This window comes from Nocardioides sp. (genome assembly GCF_051876515.1).
Taxonomy (GTDB): domain Bacteria; phylum Actinomycetota; class Actinomycetes; order Propionibacteriales; family Nocardioidaceae; genus Nocardioides.
Genome location: NZ_JBJEHY010000149.1, coordinates 1 through 17,641 on the forward strand (window position 1 = coordinate 1; position 17,641 = coordinate 17,641).

Consider the following 17,641-nt stretch of genomic DNA (forward strand, 5'->3'; position numbering starts at 1 on the left):
GCCCACCTCCGCAGCCGCGTACGTATGACGCAGGCGCCCACGGGGCGGGTACGTGTGACGCACCGCGGGCCGGAGCGCGTACGCATGACGCAGGCGCAGGGCCGCGTCAGCCGAGCGCCTCGCGCCCGTGCGGCGTGGTCCACCCCGCCAGATCGGGCCCCTTGGGGACGATCTGCGTGGGGTTGATGTCGGCGTGCACGACGTAGTAGTGCTGCTTGATCTGCTCGAAGTCGACGTTGTTGCCGAAGCCGGGGGTCTGGAACAGGTCGCGCGCGTACGCCCACAGCACCGGCATCTCACTGAGCTTCTGCCGGTTGCACTTGAAGTGGCCGTGGTAGACGGGGTCGAAGCGCACCAGCGTGGTGAACAGCCGCACGTCGGCCTCGGTGATCGCGTCTCCCATCAGGTAGCGCCGCGTGGACAGCCGCTCCTCCAGCCAGTCGAGCGCGGTCCAGAGCCGGTCGTACGCCTCGTCGAAGGACTCCTGGGAGCCGGCGAAGCCGCAGCGGTACACGCCGTTGTTGACCTCGGTGAAGATCCGGCGCATGACCTCCTCCATCTCCTCGCGGACGGCGGCGGGCCACAGGTCGGGCGCGCCCTCCTTGTGGAACGCCTTCCACTCGAAGAAGAGGTCGTGGGTGATCCACGGGAAGTCGTTGGTGACGACCTGGCCGGTGGACTCCTCGACGACCGCGGGCACCGTGATGCCCTTGGGGTAGTCGGGGACGCGCTTGAAGTAGGCGTCCTGCAGCCAGTGGATCCCGAGCACCGGGTCGAGGCCGTCGGGGTCGAGGTCGAACGTCCAGCTGCGGGCGTCGTGGGTGGGCCCGGGCGTACCGAGGGAGATCACGTCCTGCAGCCCGAGGAGGTCGCGCACGATGATCGCGCGGTTGGCCCACGGGCACGCCTTGGCCGCGACGAGGCGGTAGCGGCCCGGCTCGACCGGCCAGGTGGGCGTGGTGATCTCGGCGGGCTTCTTGTCGTGACCCGAGGGGTCCTGGCTGCGGCCGGGCTCGGCGGTGATGCGGTCGCCGATGTACGCCATGTCCCGCACGTACTCGTTGCCGGCGTCGACGTAGCTGCCCTGCTGGGTCCCCTGAGTGGCCATGGTCCACATAATGCCACTTTCAACCAGTTTGTGATGCACAGACTTCTTTGCAAAGAACCCTTTGCAGTCGTACGGTGGGGAGGTGCAGCCGTACACGACACCCGACCCCCAGGCGTTGCGCGCCCTCGCCCACCCGCTGCGCGTCCGCCTCCTTGGGCTGCTGCGCGTCGAGGGGCCGGCCACCGCCACCTCGCTGGCCCACCGGCTCGACCTCAACTCCGGCGCCACCTCGTACCACCTGCGCCAGCTCGCCACCCACGGCTTCATCGAGGAGGACACCACCCGCGGCACCGGGCGCGAGCGCTGGTGGCGCGCCGCGCACGCCTCCACGCGGTCCGCGCCCGGGACCACCCCCGAGGAGCGCGAGACCGACGCCGCATACCTGCAGGCCGTCGCCACCACGTACGGCTGGAACCTGCAGCGAGCCGCCGCGCAGGACGCCACGCTGAGCGAGGAGTGGCGCGCCGCGAGCACCATGTCGGACTGGGTCGTCCGGCTCACCCCCGAGCGTGCCCGCGAGCTCAAGGAGCGGATGGCGGCCGTCGCGTGGGAGTTCTACGAGGACGAGGACCCCGAGGACGCGCCCGGTGCCCGCACCTTCTCGGTCAACCTCAACACCTTCCCGTGGCCCGAAGGGCCGGTCGAGTGACCGGGACGAGCGGCACCCGGCGCGCGCCCCTGCGGGGGATGCTGGCCTCCGACACCATCTCGATGCTGGGCAACCGGCTCTCCCTGGTCGCGCTGCCCTGGTTCGTGCTGACCACCACCGGCTCCGCGACCCAGACCGGCCTCGTGGCCGCGGCCCAGGTCGCACCGCAGGTGATCGCCAAGGCCGCCTCCGGACCCGTCCTCGACCGGCTCGGAGCCCGCCGCATCGCCGTGGCGTGCGACCTGGCCAACCTGCCGGTGCTCGCGGCGATCCCGCTCGCGCACGCCGCCGGCCTCCTCACCTTCCCCCTCCTGCTCGTGCTCGTCGCCGTCTCCGGAGCCCTCAGCGGACCGGCCGACGCGGCCAAGGGCGTCCTCGTCCCCGAGGTGTCCCGGCTGGCCGGCGTCAGCCTGGAGCGGGCGACCGGGCTCAACGGGGCGCTCGAACGCACCGCCTCGATGGCCGGCATCGGCCTGGCCGGCATCGTCGTGACCGCCGTCGGCGCCGGGAACGCGCTGTACGTCAACGCGCTCACCTTCGGCCTCGCCGGCGTGGTGCTCGCCGCCACCACCGCGGGCACCGGACGACCCGCCCAGGAGACCAGCTCCGGCAGCTACCTGGGCGACCTCGCCGAGGGCTGGCACTTCCTGCGTCGCGACCCCGTGCTCGTGAGCATCTGCGCGATGGTGGCGGTCACCAACCTGGTCGACCAGGCGTGGAGCGCGGTCCTGCTCCCGGTGTGGACCAAGGAGTCCGGCGCGGGCGTCGGAACGGTGAGCCTCGTGCTCACCGTGATGACCGGCTCCGCGATCCTCGGTGCCCTGGCCGCCGCGACACTCGCCGAACGGCTGCCCCGGTTCGCGACGTACGTGGTCGCGTTCCTGCTCGCGGGGGCCCCGCGGTTCCTGGTGCTGGCGCTCGACGCCCCGCTGTGGGCCGTCCTCGTGGTGCACGCGGTCGCCGGCGCCGCGTCGGGCTTCCTCAACCCGATCCTGAGCGCGGTGATCCTCGAGCGGATCCCGACGCCCCTGCTGGGGCGGGTGAGCGCCCTCAACACGGCGCTGTGCTGGTCCCTGATGCCGTTCGGCGGGCTGCTCGCCGGCCTCGGCATCGCCGCGTGGGGCGTGGCACCGGCGCTGCTGGCCGGCGGTGCCGTCTACCTCGTCGCGACGATGGCGCCGACCGTCGTACCGTCCTTCCGCGCCTTCGACCGGCGCGCCGACCTCACGCCGGAGGAGCCACCGCCCGCGCCACCTCGATGACCCGGTCGTTGCCCTCCGGCTCGCCGACGCTGACCCGGATCCCCTCCTCCCCGAAGGGGCGCACCGCGACCCCGGCCTCCTCCGCGGCCGCGACGACGTCGGGCGTCCGCGATCCCGAGGGGAGCCAGAGGAAGTTGCCCTGCGCGTCCGGCACCTGCCAGCCCGCCGCACGCACGGCCCCCAGGACCCGGTCCCGCTCCCCCACGAGCGCGTCGACCCGACCGGCGAGCGCCTCGCGGTGGCGCAGCGACTCCACCGCCGCCACCTGGGCGGGCACCGATACGGCGAAGGGCAGCGTGATCGCCCGCAGGGCGTCGGCCACCTCGGGGTGCGCGACCGCGTACCCCACGCGCAGGCCGGCCAGGCCGTACGCCTTGGAGAAGGTGCGGAGCAGCACCACGTTGTCGTGCGCGGCCTGCGTACGGACACCGTCGACGGGGTCGGGCGACCGCACGAACTCGAGGTACGCCTCGTCGAGCACCACCAGCACCCGCGGGTCCACGGCCGCCAGGAAGCGGTCGACCTCGGTCTGGGTCAGCGCCGGTCCGGTGGGGTTGTTGGGCGAGCAGAGCAGCACCACCCGGGTGCGCCCGGTGACGGCCGCCGCCATCGCGTCGAGGTCGTGCCGGAACTCGGCGTCGAGGGGCACGGGCACGCCTGTGGCGCCCACGGCGGTGATCGCGATCGGGTACGCCTCGAAGGAGCGCCACGCGTGCACGACCTCGTCGCCGGGCCCCGCGTACGCTTGGAGCAGGTGGTAGATCAGGGCGACGCTGCCCGTGCCGGCGGCGAGCCGGTCGACGTCGACGCCCAGGAAGGCGGACAGGGCGTCGTACAGCAGGGTGTTGCCGGCGTCGGGGTAGCGGTTCATCGACGTCAGGGCGGCCTCGGTGGCCTCCAGGACGCCCGGCAGCGGCGGGTACGGGTTCTCGTTGGAGGACAGCTTGTACGTCGTCAGCCCGGGCCGCGGGGTGGGCGGCCGACCGGGGACGTACCGCGGGATCGCCGCGACGTTGTCCCTGGGCGCAGGGGTGGGTGTCATGCAGGTCACACTAACGAGTGCGACCGACACTCCACGGGCGCAGGACGGGGAGCAGCAGCAGGCCCACGCCGACCCCGATGGCGGCGCCGGTCGCGTTGTCCACGACGTCGGTGACGTCGCACGCCCGACCGATCCGGGCGAGCTCGAGCTGGGTGAACTCCAGGCCGACGCTGTAGCCGGCCAGGAGTGCCAGACCCAGCGGCACCAGCACCCAGCCCGCCCGCCAGCGCGCCGCGGCCAGGACCAGCAGGAGCCCGGCCGGGACGAACAGCACCGTGTTGAGGGTGCGCTGGGTGCCGCCGAGGATCCAGAAGCCGTCGGGCGCGGGGCCGCCGTAGTCCGTGGAGCAGGTGGTGGGCGCCTGGCCCTCCGGGATCAGCAGGTCGATCGAGCCCAGCGGCACCAGCGTGACCAGGGCGATCACGGCCAGCCACCACAGCAGCCCGGCCAGCGCCCAGCCGCTCACCCAACCCATCCACCGACGGAGCACGAGGCCGACCACGACGGCGACCGCTGCGGCGCCCAGGGCACCCAGCACCATCGACTCGGTCCCGCCCACCTGATCCAGCACCCGGCAGACGTTAGCCGGAGGGTGGTTGGTCGACCGGACCAGACCGGGGAGAAGCACCGCCGCACCTCGAGTGATGGACATCACTCCCCCTCGGGGCGCACCATCGGTGCACCCGAGACCCGTGGAGGACCCCGTGAGACACGCCCGCACCCGAGCCGGAGTGGTGGCGTTCGCGCTCGCCACCAGCCTCTTCCTGGCGCCCGCCGCCACCGCCGGCGCGCCCGGTTCCGACTCCGCGGACGAGGCCGCGGCCCCCTCCTCTGCCACCGCGGCGGCCGCCGCGACGCGGGTCGCCCGTCCGCCGACGCGCTCCAAGGCGCCGATCCGCGTGATGACGCGCAACATCTACCTCGGCGTCGACATCTTCCGGCCGCTGCGCGCCGCCCAGGAGGCGATCGACGCCGGCAAGACGCTGCCGGAGATCCTCGACGCGGTGGCCAACGAGAACGACGTGGCCCGCGGGATCGTCGACGAGACCGACTTCCACACCCGTGCGCAGCTGCTCGCCGACGAGATCGCCCGCCGCAAGCCCGACCTGGTCGGGCTGCAGGAGGTCGCCCTGTGGCGCTCCGGGCCGATGGAGATCGGCCGGCTCGGGGTGCCCAACGCCACCACCGTCGACTACGACTTCCTCGCCATCCTGCTCAAGGCGCTGCGCGAGCGCGGCGTGGAGTACCGCAAGGTCGTGGTCGGCGTCCGCGCCGACGTCGAGGCCCCGGCGTACGACCCGGCCCGCACCCGCGTCCGGGACGTGCGGCTGACCATGCACGACGTGATCCTGCGGCTCAAGGGCAGCGTCACCGTCGACCGTACGAAGGACAAGATCTTCGACACCAACCTGCCGGTCTCCCTGGCCGGCATCCAGATGAACTTCGACCGCGGCTTCCAGTGGGCCGACGTGCACAAGGGTCGCCGGCACTTCCGGTTCATCAACACCCACCTGGAGTCGGCCAGCTCCGACCTCGCGCTCGCCCAGGCCAAGGAGGTGCTGCGGGCCGCGCCGCGCCGCAAGACCGTCGTGATGGTGTGCGACTGCAACTCCGACCCGCTCAACGACAGCATCAAGCCCGAGGACACCGTCCCGCACAAGGCGCCGTACGACCTGCTCACCGGGTCCGGCGGCTTCACCGACCAGTGGCTGCGCTGGGCGCCGGCCGAGGAGGGCTGGACCGCCGGCCTGTCCGAGCGGGTCAAGGACACCACCCCGGACGGCTTCGACCACCGCATCGACCTCGTGCTGGCCCGCGTGCCGAAGGGGCGGCCGCTGACCTCCAAGTACGGCTGGATCACCGGCAACGAGCTCTCCGACCGCGACCCGGCGACGGGTCTGTGGCCCTCGGACCACGCCGGGGTCGTGATCCGGCTCAACAACTTCCCGCGGGTCGCCAGGCGGCGCTGAGGCAGACCCGGGGCACACTGGTGCCGTCGGGCGGGCGGCGTCGTGCCCCGGGGCAGGGCCGTGGCATCGTGGGGTCCATGACCGAGCAGAGTCACGGAGTCGCCGGCGGCGCCGACGACCTCGAGCAGCACAGCAAGAAGGACCTCGTCGAACGAGCCCTGGCCGCTGGCGTACCCGACGTCCTGTCGAAGTCGCGCGCCGAGCTGATCGAGGCCCTGCGCGGCACCTGAGCCTGACCGTAGGGTGTTCCCAGTCGGCGTGAGGACACCAGATGGCTGCCAAGGGGATCTTCTGCATCGAGGGCGAGTGGTCCCCCGACATGCGGGAGCGCTCGAGCGTCCTGCCGCTGCTGGAGCTGCTCGAGACGCGGGGCGTGCTCACCTACGTCCACCGCACCGCCGCCACCCAGAACGAGGTGGCCCACCACCTGCACCGGTGGTCCCTCGAGCTGGCCCACGAGTACCAGGTCCTCTACCTGGCCACCCACGGTGAGCCCGGGATACTGCTGTGGTCAGGGCGGGAGACGACCTCGTTCGACGAGCTGGCGCAGTTCGTCGGCGACATCCGCGGCACCTACGTCTACCTCGGCTCGTGCCTCACGCTGCTCGACACCGACCAGGGCCAACGGTTCCTCCGGGGGACGGGTGCCGAGGCGATCCTGGGCTACCGCCGCGAGGTCGACTGGATCGAGGCGTCGGCCTTCGAGGTGGTGCTGCTCCCCACCCTCGCCGCCCACGAGGGCACGCCGGCGGAGCTGTTCGAGCAGCTGGTGGAGCGGTTCGCCGGGATCGTGGCGGAGTTCGAGCTGGTGCTGGCCACACCCACGACGACCTTCCACGGGGCCGACGGCGTTGGCTGAGCCGGTGCGGGGCCCACGGTTGTCGGTCCCCTTCCCTAGGCTCCTCGCGTGACCCTCCACCTGCACACCGGTGAGCGCACGGACCTGCTGGCCGACGCGCTCGGCGACCTGCTGTCCACCCCGCTGGCCGACCCGTTCGCCCGCGAGGTCGTCGTGGTGCCCGCGCGCGGGGTGGAGCGGTGGCTGACGCAGCGGCTCTCCCACCGCCTCGGGGTCGGCGGGCGCGGGGGCGACGGTGTGTGCGCCGGGGTCGACTTCGTCTCGCCGCACTCGCTGGTGTCGCTGCTCCTGGACCGCGCCGACGACGACCCGTGGAGCCCCGACCGGCTCGCGTGGCCCGTGCTGGAGACGATCGACGAGGTGCTCGGGGAGCCCGGCTTCGAGACCCTCTCGCGCCACCTCGGCCACGACGACACCGGTGAGCTCGGCGACCTGCGGCGCTCGCGGCGCTACTCGGTCGCGCGCCGTCTCGCCGGCCTCCTCGCCTCGTACGGCACCCAGCGCCCCTCGCTGCTGACCGACTGGCGCGAGGGCCGCGACCACGACGGCGAGGGCGCACCGCTCCCCGACGACCTGCGCTGGCAGGCCGAGCTGTGGCGCCGGCTGCTGCTGCGCGTCGAGGCCGCCCCGCCCGACGTACGCCTCGCCGCGACCACCGAGCGGCTGCGGTCCGGCGACGTCGGTGACCTGGCGCTGCCGCCCCGGCTGTCGCTGTTCGGCCACACCCGGTTGCCGGTGAGCGAGGTGTCGCTGCTGGAGGCCCTCGGGGCGCTCCGCGAGGTGCACCTGTGGCTGCCACAGACCTCGGTCACCCTGTGGGACGACCTCGCCCCGGCGGCGCACGAGGGGCCCGTGCGCCGCGCGGAGGACCGCTCCCCGGCGATGGTGCACCACCCGCTGCTCGCCTCGCTGGGGCGTGACACCCGCGAGCTGCGGCGCACGCTCGGCGACGCCCCCAGCACGGTGCAGGCCCTGCGCGCGCCCGAGGCTCCTGACACCTTGCTGGGCTGGCTGCAGCACGACCTGCGGGCCAACGCCGCACCCGACCCCGACCTGCGGGCCACCCGCACCCACGCCGACGGCGACCACTCGGTGCAGGTGCACGCCTGCCACGGCGCAGCACGCCAGGTGGACGTGCTGCGCGAGGTGCTGGTCGGGCTCCTCGAGTCCGACCCGACCCTCGAGCCGCGCGACATCCTCGTGATGTGCCCCGACATCGAGTCGTACGCCCCGCTGATCTCCGCCGCGTTCGGCCTCGCCGACGTGGCGCCCGAGGACGAGGGGCACCCGGCGCACACCCTGCGCGTACGCCTCGCCGACCGGTCGCCGGGCGCCACCAACCCGCTGCTCGCGCTCGGGGCCACGCTGGTCGACCTGGTCGCCTCGCGCCTCACCGCGACCGAGGTGCTCGACCTGGCCACCGCCGAACCCGTGCGGGCGCGCTTCGGCTTCGACGACGACGCGCTGGAGAGGATCACCCAGTGGGTCGGCGAGGCCGCTGTCCGGTGGGGCCTCGACGCCGCTGACCGCGGCCGGTACGGCCTGACGCTGGGCGACAACACCTGGCTCACGGGGCTGCAGCGTCTCCTGCTCGGCGTCGCGGTCTCCGGCGACGGCCACCGCACCGTCGGCGCGACCCTGCCCGTGGATGACGTCGGGGACGCCGACCTGGAGCTGCTCGGCCGGTTCCGCGAGTTCGTCGACCGGCTCCAGCGGTTCCTCGACGCGGCCCGGCAGACCTCCGGCGCCAGCGAGTGGGCGCGCGCCATCGGCGAGGCTGTGCACTCCCTGACGACCGTGCCGCTGGAGGACACCTGGCAGCGCGCCCAGTTCGACCGCGAGCTGGCCCGGATCACCGCCGCCGAGCAGCAGGGCGCGACCCGGCTGCGCCACGCCGACGTGCGCGCGCTGTTCCGGCACCGCCTGCGCAGCCGTCCCACGCGGGCCAACTTCCGCACCGGCACGCTCACCGTGTGCACGATGGTGCCGATGCGGTCGGTCCCGCACCGCGTGGTCTGCCTGGTCGGGCTCGACGACGGGGTCTTCCCGCGCGTCTCGTCGGTCGACGGCGACGACGCGCTGGGGCGGGCGCCGATGACCGGCGAGCGCGACCTCCGCTCGGAGGACCGTCAACTCCTCCTGGACGCCGTGGGGGCCGCGACCCAGACGCTGGTGGTCACGTACTCCGGCCGCGGCGAGCACACCGGCGAGACGCGGCCGCCCGCCGTCCCGCTCGGAGAGCTGCTCTCCGCCCTTGACGGGACGACCTCGGCGCCGGTCCTGGGGCGCGTGCTGGTGCACCACCCGCTGCAGCCGTACGACGAGAGCAACCTGGTGCCCGACAAGCTGGGCACCTCGCAGCCGTTCAGCTTCGACCGTACGGCGCTGCGCGGCGCCGAAGCCGCCCGCGACCCGCGCCCGCTGGTGCGCGAGCGGGTTCCGGAGCCGCTGCCGCTGCGCGCCACCGACGACGTGTCGCTCGCCGACCTCCACGACTTCTTCACCCACCCGGTGCGGACCTTCTTCCGCTCGCGGCTGCGGGTCTCCACGCCTGCGGAGTCCGAGCAGGTGAAGGACGCGATCCCGATCGCTCTCGACAACCTCGAGCAGTGGGCGGTCGGCGACCGGCTGGTGCGCGACATCCTGTCGGGAGCGGCACCCCAGCAGTCGATGCTGGCCGAGCAGCTGCGCGGGCTCCTGCCGCCGGGCGAGCTGGGTCGCAGCGAGCTGACCACCATCGTCACCAAGGTCCGCCCCCTCTACGAGCAGTCGCTCGAGCTGAGGCGGGGGGCCGAGGCCCGTACGGTCGACGTCGTCGTCGACCTCGGCGGGGGCCGGCGCCTGACCGGCACCGTCGACGACCTGTACGGCAACCAGCTGGTCAGCGTCACGTACTCCAACCTGTCCGCCAAGCAGCGCGTCGCCGGGTGGCTCGACGCGCTGGCCCTGGCCACCGGTCGTCCCGACGAGAACTGGACCGTGCACTCGATCGGCAAGCACCGCGCCGGGTCGCAGATCGCGATGGTCGCCCCGCTGGCCGAGCCTCAGGCGCTCGACTGGCTGCGCGACCTGGTGGCCCTGCGCGACCTCGGTCTCAGCGAGCCGCTGCCCCTCCCGCTGCGCACCAGCCTCGCGTACGCCGAGGAGCTCGCGAAGAGCGGCGACACCGGTGAGGCCGACCGCAGAGCGGGCCTGGACTGGACGACGCCCCGGTTCAGCGAGGGCGGCTTCCCCAAGGAGGACGCGGACGCCTGGCACGTGCTGGCCTGGGGCGAGCACCGGGCGTACGACGCCCTCACCGGAGCCCTGCGCGAAGGCGAGGGTGCGCCCCCGCCCCACCTGGGGACCGCGGCCGCACCGCACCGGCTGGCCTGGCTGGCCGGCCGGCTGTGGGCGCCGATGCTGGCATCCGAGCGGCTGAGGGCGGGCTGATGGACACCTTCGACATCTCCGGTCCGCTGCCCCAGGGCACGACCCTCCTCGAGGCCAGCGCAGGCACCGGCAAGACCTGGACGATCGCCGCCCTCGTCACCCGTTACGTCGCCGAGGGCGCGGCGCGGCTCGACGAGCTCCTCGTGGTGACCTTCACGCGCGCCGCCAGCCAGGAGCTGCGCGAGCGCGTGCGCCAGCAGCTGCTGCGGGCGGCGCAGGCCTTCGAGACCCCACCGGACGAGCCGGACTCGCTGGTTGCCTGGCTCCTCGACTGCTCCGCCGACGAGCGGGAGCGGCGCCACGAGCGGCTGCGCGACGCGCTGGCCGCGTTCGACGCCGCGACGATCGCCACCATCCACCAGTTCTGCCAGCTGGTGCTGCGCAGTCTGGGCGTGGCCGGCGACTCCGACACCGAGGCGGTGCTGGTCGAGGACCTCGAGCAGCTGACCGGTGAGGTGGTCGACGACCTGTACCTCGCCGCGTTCGCCGGCGAGGAGAGGCCGCCCTGGACCAGGGCCGAGGCCCTCGCACTGGCCCGGGAGGTCGTGAACGACCCACGGGCCACCGTCGAGCCGGTCGACGTCCTCTCCGAGGCACCCGACTCGGCGGCGGCCCAGCGGGTCCGTTTCGCCCAGACCGTCCTCGACGAGATCGAGCGGCGCAAGCGGCAGCTGGGGATCCTCAGCTACGACGACCTGCTCGGCCAGCTCGCCGACGCGCTCGCCGACCCGGACGCGGCGGCGCGGTCCCGGATGCGCAGCCGTTGGAAGGTGGCGCTGATCGACGAGTTCCAGGACACCGACCCGGTGCAGTGGCAGGTGTTCGAGCGTGCCTTCGACGGCGTCGCGACCCTGGTCCTCATCGGCGACCCCAAGCAGGCGATCTACGCGTTCCGCGGCGGCGACGTCGTCACGTACCTCCGTGCCTCCCAACGCGCCACGACGCGCCAGACGCTGGGGGTCAACTGGCGCTCCGACACCGCGCTGGTCGACTCCCTGCACGCCCTCCTGCAGGGTGCCGCGCTGGGCGACGAGGAGATCGTCGTGCACCCCGTCACCGCGCACCACCCCGGCTCTCGGCTGGAGGGGGCCGGGGCGCCGTTCCGGTTGCGCGTGGCCCGGCGTGAGGAGCTCGGCTGGCGGGCCCGCCGGACGCCCGGCATCGAGGTGTGGCGCGAGCACGTGGCACGCGACCTGGCCGCCGACGTCAAGCGTCTGCTGACCTCCGGGGCCACCATCGACGGGCGGGCCGTGCAACCGCGCGACGTCGCCGTCCTGGCCGCCCGCCGCGCCGACCTGGAGCGGGCCCGCGCCGCGCTGGCCGAGGTCGGCGTCCCCGCCGTCGTCGCCGGTGGCGGCTCGGTGTTCCACAGCCCCGCCGCGCAGGAGTGGCTCGCCCTCCTGGAGGCGCTGGAGCAGCCGCACCGCGAGCCGCGGGTGCGTGCGGCGGCGATGACCTCGTTCCTCGGCTACGACCCGGCCCGCCTCGACGGCGTCGACGCGCAGGCGGGAGCGCGCGTCACCGACGAGCTGTCGTCGCGCTTGCGGCTGTGGTCCCAGGTCTTCGCCGCGCGCGGCGTCGCCGCGGTCATGGAGTGCGCGGTCCTCGACGGGCTGACCTCGCGCTGCCTGGGCGTCGAGGGCGGGCAGCGGCTGCTGACCGACCTGCGCCACATCGCCGAGGCCCTGCACCGGGTGCAGGTCTCGGAGCAGTACGGCGTGGTCGGGCTGCTCGGCTGGCTCCGCGAGCAGGTCGCCGACGACAAGCTGGAGGTCGCCTCCGAGCGCACCCGCCGCCTCGACTCCGACGCGGCGGCGGTGCAGCTGGTGACGATCCACGGCTCCAAGGGCCTGGAGTACCCGATCGTCTACCTGCCCTCCTTGTGGGACCGGTTCGTCCGCGAACCCGACGTCCCGCTCTACCACGACGCGGACGGCGACCGGTGCCTCGACGTGGGCGGCCCCAGCCCGTACCGCGCCAGCGCCGTGGCCCGCAACGCCGCCGAGGAGGCCGGGGAGTCGCTGCGCCTGCTGTACGTCGCCCTGACCCGGGCCCGGTCGCAGGTCGTCGCCTGGTACGCCCCGAGCAACAACACGGCCGCCTCACCTCTGCACCGGGTGCTCTTCGGCCGGCGTCCCGGGGGCACCGAGGTTCCCGACTCCACGCCGCTGCGCGAGGACGACGTCGTCGGGATCCTCGGCGCCTGGCGCGACGCCGGCGGGCCGCAGCCCGAGCTCGCCGTGCCGGCCACGGTCGACCCGGTCCCGCTGGAGCCCGACCGCGACCGGTTGGCGGTCCGCACCTTCACGCGCGAGGTCGACACGGCCTGGCGACGCACCTCGTACACCGCCCTGGCCCGTCCCCTCGCCGACGCGCACGGGCACGGGGCGGCCCTCTCGGAGCCCGACGAGGGTGAGGAGGTCGCCGACGACGACGCGCTCGCGCTGACGGCGGCCGACCCGGACCCGACCGCCGCCGCGGCCGAGCTGGCTGCGGTGGGATCCCCGATGGCGGCGCTCCCGGTGGGGGCGACGTTCGGCTCGCTGGTGCACGCCGTCCTCGAGCACGCCGACCCCTCCGCCGACGACCTGCACGCCGAGCTCCGGCGCCACGTCGACGAGCAGCTCGAGTGGTGGCCCGTCGAGGGCGGCGAGGGGTTCGCCGACGACCTGGCCACCGCGCTCGTCGCGGTCAACGACTCCCCGCTCGGGCCGCTGGCCGGCGACGTCAGGCTGCGCGACGTGACGATGGCCGACCGCCTGCCCGAGCTCGACTTCGAGCTGCCGCTGGGTGGCGGCGACGTGGCCGGCTACCCCGTCGACGACGTCGTTCTGGGCGACCTCGCGCCCCTGCTCGCACGGCACCTGCCGGCCGACGACCCGGTGGGACGGTTCGCCGAGCACCTGCGCACCAACGCCGAGCTGGCGGACCAGCCGTTGCGCGGCTACCTCACCGGGTCCATCGACGTCGTGATGCGGACCGAGGTCGAGGGGGAGACCCGTTACCTGACGGTCGACTACAAGACGAACTGGTTGGGCGACCTGGCCGGCCCGCTGACGGCGTACGAGTACCGCCCCGAGGCGCTCGACGACGCGATGGGCCACTCCGACTACCCGCTGCAGGCGCTGCTCTACACCGTCGTCCTGCACCGGTACCTCCGCTGGCGGCTGCCCGGGTACGACCCGGCCACCCACCTGGGCGGCGTCCTCTACCTCTACCTGCGTGGCATGTGCGGCGGGGCGACGCCACGCGTGGAGGGTCACCCCTGCGGCGTCTTCTCCTGGCGCCCGCCGGTGGGGCTGGTCACCGAGCTCTCCGACCTGCTCGACGGCGTACGCCCGACGGCCCCCGCGCAAGGACTGGTGACCCCGTGACCGACCTCTTCGTCCCCCTCGACACCGCCGACCGCGACCTGGCGCTCGGCGCGACCGGGCTGCTCGACGCGTTCAACGAGGCCGGTGTCCTGACCTCAGCCGACGTGCACGTCGCCACGACCCTGGGCACCCTGCTCGCCGAGTCCGACGAGACGGTCCTGCTCGCGGCCGCCCTGGCCACCCGCGCCGTGCGCCACGGCTCCATCTGCGTCGAGCTGGGTGCCGTCGCCGACGGTGGCCCCGACGAGCTCGCCTGGCCCGAGCCGACCGCGTGGACCGCGGCCGTCGCCGCCTCGCCGCTGGTCGCCGAGGGCGTGCTCCGCCTGGAGGGGGGTCTGCTCTACCTCGACCGCTACCACCAGCAGGAGACCCAGGTCCTCGACGACCTCGCCCGCCGCGCCGCCACGGCACCCGACCACGACCCCGCCCTCGCCGCCGCCGCGCTCGACCGGGTCTTCGGTGATCCGTCGTACGCCGAGCAGCACGCCGCCGGCACGGCCGCCGTCGGCCGCTGGACTACGGTGCTCACGGGCGGCCCCGGCACGGGCAAGACGACCGCGGTGGCCGGGCTGCTGGTCGCGCTGCACGAGCAGGCCGAGACCTCCGGCGGGTCCGTACGCATCGCGCTGGCCGCCCCCACCGGCCGGGCCGCCGCGCAGCTGCAGTCCGCCGTGGACGCCAGCGCAGCCCGCTTCTCCCCCGCCGACGCCGCCCGGGTCTCCGGGCTCGAGGCGATGACGCTGCACCGGCTGCTGGGGCGCCGACCCGGCAACGCGACCCGCTTCCGGCACCACCGCGGCAACAAGCTGCCCCACGACGTGGTCGTGGTCGACGAGACCTCGATGGTGTCGCTGACGATGATGGCGCGCCTGCTCGAGGCCGTACGCCCCGACGCCCGCCTGGTCCTGGTCGGCGACCCCGACCAGCTGGCCTCCGTCGAGGCCGGCGCGGTGCTCTCCGACCTGGTCCACGGGTACGACGGCCGCGAGGACTCCCCCGTCGCGGCCCTGCGCACCACCCACCGCTTCGGCGGCGGGGTGGGTCGCCTCGCCGCCGCGTTGCGGGGCGACGACGTCGAGGAGGTGCTCGCCGTCCTGGGCGCCGGTCTCGCCGACGTCGTCTGGGTCTCCCAGCCCGACCCGACCGGCCCCCTGCGCACCCTCCTCACCGCCCGGGCCCAGGCGCTGCGCAGTGCGGCGGCCTCCGGCCCCGAGGCGGCCCTGGCCGACCTCGCTGAGCACCGGCTGCTGTGCGCGCACCGTGACGGCCCGCGCGGCGTGCACCACTGGAACCGCCGCGTCGAGCAGTGGCTCGCCGAGGGCGGCGACGTCGACGTGCGCGATCCCGCGTACGTCGGACGACCGCTGCTGGTGACGGCCAACGACCACGTGCTCGGCGTCTACAACGGCGACTCCGGGGTCGTGGTGGCCACCCCCGAGGGCCCCCGGGTGGCGCTGCCGGCCGCCGCGGCCGGAGCGGTCCCGCGTACGTTCGCCACCTCACGGCTGGGCGACGTCGACACGATGCACGCGATGACGATCCACAAGGCGCAGGGCAGCCAGGCGCGCGAGGTGACGGTGCTGCTGCCGGAGGTCGACTCCCGGCTGCTCACCCGTGAGCTCCTCTACACCGCGGTGACCCGGGCCCAGGAGCGCGTCCGCGTCGTCGGGACCGAGGAGGAGCTGCGGGCCGCGTTCGAGCGACGTGTCCAGCGGGCCAGCGGGTTGCGCGACCGCATCGCCTCCGCTGGACGAGATCGCTGAAACGCGCCCGTCACACCCACCCGCTAGCCTCGAAGCGTGCCCTTCCTGCTGCGTGTCTCCCTTCCCGACGTCCCCGGCTCGCTGGGGCGCCTCGCGAGCGCGATCGGTGAGGCGGGGGGTGACATCGAGGCGATCGAGATCGTCGAGAAGCGCGACGGGTGCGCCGTCGACGACGTGCTGCTCGAGCTGAGCCCGGAGCGGATGCCGGACTCGATCGTGTCGGCCTGCAACGCCCTCGACGGGGTCGAGGTGCTGTGGATCTCCCGCTACGCGGCCGGCGGCAACCTGTTCATGGACCTCGAGGTCGTCGAGGACCTCACCAGCTCACCGGGCGACGCGCTCGACACCGTGATCGACCGCATCCCGATGGCGTACCGGGTCGACTGGGCGGCACGCCTGCGCCGCGGTGCCGGCCTCGACGGCGCCGAGATCGTACGCACCGCCGGCGGAGCTCCCGAGGAGCTTGCCTGGCCGTCCATCGACGGGCCCACCCGCCTTCCCGACGACGACGTCACCGTGCGCTGCGCGGCCCCGATGGGTCCCGACGTCGTGGTGATGGGGCGTCGCGGCGGCCCGGAGTTCCTCGACTCCGAGCTGGCGCGCCTGGCGCACCTGCTCGAGCTGGCCCGGACGATCGCCCGCTCCTGAGTGGCGACGCCCCCGGCCCGTCAGGCCGAGGCGGCCTGCTCGGCCTCGGTGAGTGCGAGCAGCTCCAGGTAGGAGTCGACGAAGGCGGCGGCCAGCGCCTCGGGGTCGTCGAGGGCGTCGGCGTACGCCAGCACCATCGCGTTCATGTGGTCGCCGTAGCTCATCGCGCTCACGTTGCAGCCGATCCCGTTGCTGGGCGGGCCGCACACCCACAGCGACTCGACCTCGTGGCCCAGCAACGAGAACGGTGCCGCTGACCCGCGCACGTTGGAGACGAGCACGCTCGCGTCCACCACCTCGGTGGCCTCGCGCAGCCGCTCGGAGACGCGTCGCGTGCCCCGCGCCAGGAGGCGTGGCGGCACCACGTCGAGGAGCGCGGGGACCGTGGAGACGCCGAACGCCGCCAGCTGCGTCTTGCACTCGCCGGTGACCTCCTTGATCCGGGCGAGCCGCTCCAGCGGGTCCTCGACGTCGGTGGCCAGCGTGGTGGTCAGGCTCCAGAAGTTGTTGCCGCTGGTGCGTTCCGGGGCGTCCGCGGGCTCCTCGGAGACCGGCATGTTGCACAGGAGCGGCAGCTCCGGCACACCGTCACGACCAGCCAGGTAGCGGCGCAGCGCACCGGCGACGACGCCGAGCAGCACGTCGTTGAGGGTCGCCGAGGTGTGCACCCGGATCCGCTTGAGCCCCTCCATCTGCAGCTGCACCCGTACGCAGGCCCGCTGCGGGGTGAACGCGTCGTTCAGCTCGGTGCGCGGCGCGCCCTCGCTGATCGGCGGCACCTCGACGTCGGCGACCTCCTTGCGTGCCCGGACCCGCCGCAGTCCGCGGACGGCACCGACGACGGCCGCCACCAGGCGCAGCAGACCCACGAGGTGACGCGCGAACGCCGACCAGCGCAGGCGGGCCGCCGACGGCACGGGGCGTGGGCGGTACGGCTCGGCGCCGGCCACGGGTGGCTGGGCGGCGTCGGAGAAGACGCGTCGGAAGATCGCCATCGCCGCGGTCCCGTCGGCGATCGCGTGGTGGAAGTGCAGCACCACGGCGGCACCCCCGTCCTCCACGCCGGCGAAGCCAGCGTGCGGCGGGTGGACGAGCCAGACCCGCCACAGCGGCCGGTCGGCGTCCATCGGCTCCTCGGCGAGCGAGGCGACGACCTCGTCGAGCGTCGCGCCCCGCTCGGCGCACTCCGCCGCGGACAGCTCGAGGACGTGCCGGTCGAGGTCGAGGTCGGGGTCGTCCACGGCGACCGGGTGGTGCCAGCCGCCGGGCACCTCGACGACGCGCTGCCGGAACGCGGGCAGCTGGTCGAGACGGCCGGCGAGGTGGTCGCGCAGGGCCTCCCGGGTCACCGGGGCACCGTCCTGCGCAGGAGCCAGGACCCCGAGGGCGACGTTGTACATCGGCTGCCACGGGTGCTCCATCGCGAGGAAGCCGCTGTCGGTGCCGCTGAGACGATGCACGGCCGTCCTCCCGGTGCGTGGCTGGTGGGGCTGCGCGGCGGAGGGCCGCGTCGTGCCAAGGGGGCACGATGACA

At 74.0% G+C, this 17,641-nt stretch carries 13 protein-coding genes; 9 read left to right on the forward strand and 4 right to left on the reverse strand.

The genetic code is table 11. The annotated features are described in order from the left end of the window. Positions 1 to 106 precede the first annotated feature (106 nt). Positions 107 to 1,108 (reverse strand): glutathione S-transferase family protein, encoded by a 1,002-nt coding sequence (locus ACI379_RS11305; protein ID WP_439792192.1) that lies wholly within the window; start codon positions 1,106 to 1,108, stop codon positions 107 to 109. A gap of 82 nt (positions 1,109 to 1,190) precedes the next feature. Between ACI379_RS11305 and ACI379_RS11310 the strand changes: the two genes are divergently transcribed. Next, complete coding sequence (locus tag ACI379_RS11310; RefSeq protein ID WP_439792193.1) at positions 1,191 to 1,757, forward strand: winged helix-turn-helix domain-containing protein; 567 nt, start codon at positions 1,191 to 1,193, stop codon at positions 1,755 to 1,757. Beyond that, on the forward strand, positions 1,754 to 3,019 hold the full coding sequence (locus ACI379_RS11315; RefSeq protein WP_439792194.1) for an MFS transporter: 1,266 nt from the start codon (positions 1,754 to 1,756) through the stop codon (positions 3,017 to 3,019). Before ACI379_RS11310 ends, ACI379_RS11315 begins: the two co-directional genes overlap by 4 nt. Here ACI379_RS11315 and hisC read toward each other — a convergent pair. Both hisC and ACI379_RS11325 read right to left on the reverse strand, forming a co-directional pair. After that, a complete protein-coding gene (hisC, locus tag ACI379_RS11320) occupies positions 2,982 to 4,061 on the reverse strand; it encodes a histidinol-phosphate transaminase (protein ID WP_439792195.1) in 1,080 nt (359 codons plus the stop codon). The genes ACI379_RS11315 and hisC overlap by 38 nt on opposite strands. Positions 4,062 to 4,071: 10 nt before the next feature. Continuing rightward, positions 4,072 to 4,632 (reverse strand): VanZ family protein, encoded by a 561-nt coding sequence (locus ACI379_RS11325; RefSeq protein WP_439792196.1) that lies wholly within the window; start codon positions 4,630 to 4,632, stop codon positions 4,072 to 4,074. Between the two features lie 133 nt (positions 4,633 to 4,765). Here ACI379_RS11325 and ACI379_RS11330 point away from each other — a divergent pair, with 133 nt between their 5' ends. The 7 genes from ACI379_RS11330 (at position 4,766) to ACI379_RS11360 (ending at position 16,107) form a co-directional block, all read left to right on the forward strand. Then, positions 4,766 to 6,031, forward strand: coding sequence for an endonuclease/exonuclease/phosphatase family protein (locus tag ACI379_RS11330; RefSeq protein WP_439792197.1), 1,266 nt, complete (start codon positions 4,766 to 4,768; stop codon positions 6,029 to 6,031). Between the two features lie 77 nt (positions 6,032 to 6,108). Continuing rightward, a complete protein-coding gene (locus ACI379_RS11335) occupies positions 6,109 to 6,261 on the forward strand; it encodes a hypothetical protein (protein ID WP_439792198.1) in 153 nt (50 codons plus the stop codon). A 41-nt stretch (positions 6,262 to 6,302) separates the two neighbouring features. Then, the gene (locus tag ACI379_RS11340; RefSeq protein ID WP_439792199.1) at positions 6,303 to 6,890 is read left to right on the forward strand and encodes a DUF6642 family protein; all 588 of its coding nucleotides are present in this window, start codon (positions 6,303 to 6,305) and stop codon (positions 6,888 to 6,890) included. A gap of 48 nt (positions 6,891 to 6,938) precedes the next feature. Next, positions 6,939 to 10,322 (forward strand): exodeoxyribonuclease V subunit gamma, encoded by a 3,384-nt coding sequence (recC, locus tag ACI379_RS11345; RefSeq protein WP_439792200.1) that lies wholly within the window; start codon positions 6,939 to 6,941, stop codon positions 10,320 to 10,322. After that, a complete protein-coding gene (locus ACI379_RS11350; RefSeq protein ID WP_439792201.1) occupies positions 10,322 to 13,696 on the forward strand; it encodes a UvrD-helicase domain-containing protein in 3,375 nt (1,124 codons plus the stop codon). The genes recC and ACI379_RS11350 overlap by 1 nt, the downstream gene beginning before the upstream one ends. Further along, positions 13,693 to 15,459: an exodeoxyribonuclease V subunit alpha gene (gene recD / locus ACI379_RS11355; protein ID WP_439792202.1), complete on the forward strand. Its 1,767-nt coding sequence runs from the start codon at positions 13,693 to 13,695 to the stop codon at positions 15,457 to 15,459. Before ACI379_RS11350 ends, recD begins: the two co-directional genes overlap by 4 nt. Before the next feature lie 45 nt (positions 15,460 to 15,504). Continuing rightward, entirely contained in the window at positions 15,505 to 16,107 is a 603-nt protein-coding gene (locus tag ACI379_RS11360; protein ID WP_439792208.1) for an ACT domain-containing protein, read from the forward strand. A 20-nt stretch (positions 16,108 to 16,127) separates the two neighbouring features. On the opposite strand, the gene ACI379_RS11365 is transcribed toward ACI379_RS11360, so the two are convergent. Further along, positions 16,128 to 17,567, reverse strand: a complete 1,440-nt coding sequence (locus tag ACI379_RS11365; RefSeq protein WP_439792203.1) for a wax ester/triacylglycerol synthase family O-acyltransferase — start codon at positions 17,565 to 17,567, stop codon at positions 16,128 to 16,130. Between the last annotated feature and the right edge of the window lie 74 nt (positions 17,568 to 17,641).